At 66.0% G+C, this 256-nt stretch carries 1 pseudogene; it reads left to right on the forward strand.

Features of this window, described 5'->3' with window-relative positions:
- A pseudogene (locus tag AABA86_RS33595) lies at window positions 1-256 on the forward strand (endopeptidase La); the annotation flags it as partial.

The following is a 256-nucleotide window of genomic DNA, read 5'->3' on the forward strand; positions in this document are numbered from 1 at the left end:
CTCGACCCCGAGCAGAACGGGACGTTCCGGGACAACTACCTCGGCGTGCCCTTCGACCTGTCGCGTGTGGTGTTCATCGCGACCGCCAACATGCTGGACCAGATCCCCGGTCCGCTGCTGGACCGCATGGAGCTGATCAGCCTCGCCGGCTACACCGAAGAGGAGAAGCTGGAGATTGCGAAGCGCTATCTGGTGCGGCGGCAGCTCGAGGCCAATGGCCTTTCGGCCGAGCAGGCCGAGATCGAGCCGGAGGCGC

The organism is Bradyrhizobium sp. TM233 (assembly GCF_036247965.1).
Classification (GTDB): domain Bacteria; phylum Pseudomonadota; class Alphaproteobacteria; order Rhizobiales; family Xanthobacteraceae; genus Bradyrhizobium; species Bradyrhizobium ottawaense.